The sequence below is a fragment of the Polaribacter sp. genome, from assembly GCF_965656025.1.
Classification (GTDB): Bacteria; Bacteroidota; Bacteroidia; order Flavobacteriales; family Flavobacteriaceae; genus Polaribacter.
This window is the reverse complement of the sequence record NZ_CBFHJT010000073.1, coordinates 1-3760: the sequence shown is the minus strand read 5'-3', so window position 1 is coordinate 3760 and position 3760 is coordinate 1. Positions and strand designations below refer to the sequence as shown.

Annotated in this window: 5 protein-coding genes; 1 reads left to right on the top strand and 4 read right to left on the bottom strand. The window is 27.5% G+C overall.

Annotation, left to right across the window (positions count from 1 at the left end; genetic code table 11):
• Nucleotides 1-90 precede the first annotated feature (90 nt).
• Nucleotides 91-261 (top strand): hypothetical protein, encoded by a 171-nt coding sequence (locus ACTG3S_RS12295; protein WP_439129646.1) that lies wholly within the window; start codon nt 91-93, stop codon nt 259-261.
• A gap of 57 nt (nt 262-318) precedes the next feature.
• On the opposite strand, the gene ACTG3S_RS12290 is transcribed toward ACTG3S_RS12295, so the two are convergent.
• From ACTG3S_RS12290 to ACTG3S_RS12275, 4 genes are all read right to left on the bottom strand, one after another.
• Nucleotides 319-915, bottom strand: coding sequence for a DUF4230 domain-containing protein (locus ACTG3S_RS12290; protein ID WP_439129645.1), 597 nt, complete (start codon nt 913-915; stop codon nt 319-321).
• A gap of 33 nt (nt 916-948) precedes the next feature.
• Complete coding sequence (locus tag ACTG3S_RS12285; RefSeq protein WP_439129644.1) at nt 949-1566, bottom strand: lipoprotein signal peptidase; 618 nt, start codon at nt 1564-1566, stop codon at nt 949-951.
• Between the two features lie 34 nt (nt 1567-1600).
• Nucleotides 1601-2248: a hypothetical protein gene (locus ACTG3S_RS12280; protein ID WP_439129643.1), complete on the bottom strand. Its 648-nt coding sequence runs from the start codon at nt 2246-2248 to the stop codon at nt 1601-1603.
• Nucleotides 2249-2250: 2 nt separating this feature from the next.
• A partial coding sequence (locus ACTG3S_RS12275) for a T9SS type A sorting domain-containing protein (RefSeq protein WP_439129642.1) occupies nt 2251-3760 on the bottom strand: 1510 nt, incomplete at its 5' end.

Genomic DNA, 3760 nt, shown 5'->3' with positions numbered 1-3760 from the left:
TTTATTTAGTAAAACTAAAAACAAAAGCTGGTAGGTTGAATAAGAAAATAATATTAGAATAATTATAGTAATTTTAAAAAACTAAACATCATGAAAAAAAATATAGACAACAACCAGCAAGAAATTACTCGTAAAGATGCTATAAAAAAAATAGGTAATTACGGTAAATATGCAGCATTAACTGCTTTAGGAACCTATTTAATATTAAATCCTCAAAAAGCACAGGCGCAAAGCCCTGAAGCTCCTGGAGGAGGATTTTAATTGAATCTAAATATTTTTTAAATAAAAAACCATTAACAAATTTGTTAATGGTTTTTTTTATCCTTTTAAGCCATTAAGCAAACTTGTATTTGTGTTATCTATAACATGCCAATTGTAAATAGCAGATAATTGATATATTTTAGATAGCTCTTTAAACAATCTGTTTTTTGCTTTTTCTTTTATGAAAGATAACTTAATCGTTTCTTTAATTTTATCAATACTTTTTTTGTTAATGATATTTAAATCGTTCTTAGAAAAGACATTAAAAGTACTTTGTTGTAAATCGAAATATTTTACATCTGGATAAATTTTTATTTCTGCCTCTGGTATTTTATTGATGTATATTTTTTTAGAAAGTGAGTCTATTTGAATTTCTAATTTAGACAAATCATACCCAACCTCTACCTCTGAATTTACAGTAACAATAGCTTTTTTGTTAAAAGAAAGGGTCTCGTAAAAATATTTTTTTGAATCAGAATAATTGTAAACTTCTGAGAAAGTTCCACTAGAAACTACTAATTTACTTAGATTTTTAATGGAGTTTACAACAACTTGAATTTCTTCTTTTGTATAATCTTCTACCTTTGGCTCATACCAAAATTTGGCAATTAAAAAACCCAAAAGAAAAATTGCTATATATTTTAGAAAGCGCATCTTTTAAAACTTTTTTTAAAGATACTAAAAAGTTTATGCGATTTCTTTTTTTTCTTCCTTAGGAAAAGCTTGTTTACTAAAAATAAAAAGCAGCACTACACCAATAGTAATATAGGCATCTGCTGGGTTAAAAATATATTGAAAAAAAGTATATTGTTCTCCACCTTTAAACGGAATCCATTCTGGTAAAACACCTTGCCAAATAGGAAAGTAAAACATATCTACCACTTTACCATGAAATAGCGTTCCATAGGGTTGGTCTGCAAACAAGGTTGCTACTTTGTGGTAAGAATCGTCAAAAATAACACCGTAAAAAACAGAATCTATAATATTACCTACAGCACCTGCTAAAATTAACGCTATAGCTACTACAACAGCATTATGCACTTTTCTTTTTACAGTACCTGCCAACCAATACACGATACCTGCTACAGCAACAATTCTAAATAATGTTAAAAAAAGTTTACCAGCTTTACCACCAAACTCAATACCCATAGCCATCCCATTATTTTCTGTAAAATGAATTTGAAACCAACTAAAAACTTCGACACTTTCATTTAAAGAAAAATTAGTTTTTACGTAAATTTTAATTACTTGATCTAAAACAATAGCAATTAATATGGTAATTATGGCAAGTGTCTTTTTTGACATTTTTTAAGTTTTTGTGGTTACAAAAATAACAATATTATTGTGTAGTTAAGTAAATATTTGCTTTTTGAGAAATAATTGTGAGTTTGGCTTTTTCGTTTAGAGCTGTGTTTTTATAATTAGTGTTATAGTGCGTACTGTCTATTTTAATTTTTCCATTTTTAGAAGTAATATCTAAGGTGTTTTTTTGTGATTGAGCGTACACATTACCAGCATATAATTTTAATAATGTTTGGGCTTTTATAGTATGTAATTTTACAATTCCGTTTTCTATATATATCGCTAAATTATTGTTGTAACTCTCGGATTCTATATCTACATTTTCTCCAAAAATTATTGTTTTTTTATGGTTGGGTATTTTTATAATTGCTGTAGCTCTTTGCAATCTTTTGGTAATGTATTTTCTAAATATTACTTCTCTTGTTTCTGCTCCTTCAAAATCAAATTTTATATTGATGTATTTTTGCTTAGGCTCTATTTTTATTACTTGTTCATCATAATTTTGTGCATACAAATATACTTCTACAAAATTGGTGTTAGAGTTTTCTAAAACTACATTGTCTAAACCAGTTGTGTAAATATTAATTTCTGTCGCTTTGGTTTCAAATTTTTTAAGTACTTTTTTTTGCGAAAAAAGAGCTCCTGAAAAAAAGACTACAACAATTAAAAAAAAAGATCTTATCATTACTAATCTACTAATATTTTTTGTTTAAAAGTGGTGTTTTCTGTTTCTATATTTAGCATATAAATTCCTTTTGATATTCTTGATATTGTAATAAAATTATCTATACTTGTTTTTTTAAACATCAACAATTTACCATCTGTATCATAAATTTTTATTATTTTTTTTCCTTTTAATTTCTCTGAAAAATAAATTTTACCTTTTGAATAATAACCTTTAATTGTTGGTGAATTATAGGTATCTAAATCTAAACTTTTTTGAGTTATATGTAAGTAAAATCTTCCTGAACCCTGTAATGCATTTTCACTTATAAATTTGTAGGTGGTATTTTCATCTTTTAAAAGCGTAAAAGTGCCTAATTTTTTATCTTCTATATAAATATTTTTTTCTATATTTTTTGATGAAATATGAAAACCTAACTCTTTATTAGCAGCTGCAAAAACACCAACTGGTATTATTATTTCATTTTCTTTTGGTATGGATTGGATTGCCAAATGCATTTGTTTATCATTAGCAACTAAGTTTGTAGAAACATTAAAATTATTTGATATTCCTGAGTATATGGAACTATCATAACCATTGTCAAAACCATTTGTAGCCTTCTCTAAAAATAAAACACTTGTTTTTACTTCGTTTTTATTATCCCCTAAAAACAAATTGATTGTTGGGTTGGTATTTTGTTTCTGAAATACAGTTGCTGTTTGATGACTTTGCATTTCTTTGTTAAAATTAATTTTATGGTTACCCGGTTTAGACTTTACAAAAAAACCTTGCCCAGGAGTAATAAATTTTGATGGTGATGTATGATTTAAAACTTCGTAGCTAGTACCATTCCAAAACCAAGCAGTTAACTCTTCTAAAGCAGCTGTATTTGCATCTAAAAAGTTATTTGTAGCATTTGCACTAACATTTAAAGGAACACTTGAAGTGTAAACGTTTCCAATTAAATTAAAAGAATTTAAAGTTCCTTTTACAATTGGTTTGATAGTATCTCTAGTTAATAAATTACCTGTAAAAGAAAGGTTACCTGTTGTTGTTTTTAAAGTAATATAACCTTCACCTGTATGGAAAGTAGAAGATTCTCCTGCCAACATATATTGCCAATTGCCTAAATTATTATTGTATTTACCAATACCTCGTTGGTTTGTATTTACAGTTCCAGATGCAATAGAGTTATCTAATACCCAATTATTATTGTAAGGCTGACCAATTATTGGTGCGCTAATGATGTGCCAATTTGTACCAACATATCGATGATAAGTAATATTTCCTTTCGAGTTTCCTTCTACAATTAAACTTCCAGAATTTGTTATGCTAGAGTTGATAATCATACTTCCTTCATTAGTTAAGTTTTCTAGAATAGTTAAAGCTCCAGATGCATTTATAGTGAGTGAGCCTTCTGTTTCTACAGCAATATTTGCAACTGTAACTACTGAATTTATAACGGGTTTAAAAGTAGTATTAGGTATGTTTACATCTGCTGTATTTGTGGGCACACCATGAGACCAATTTCCT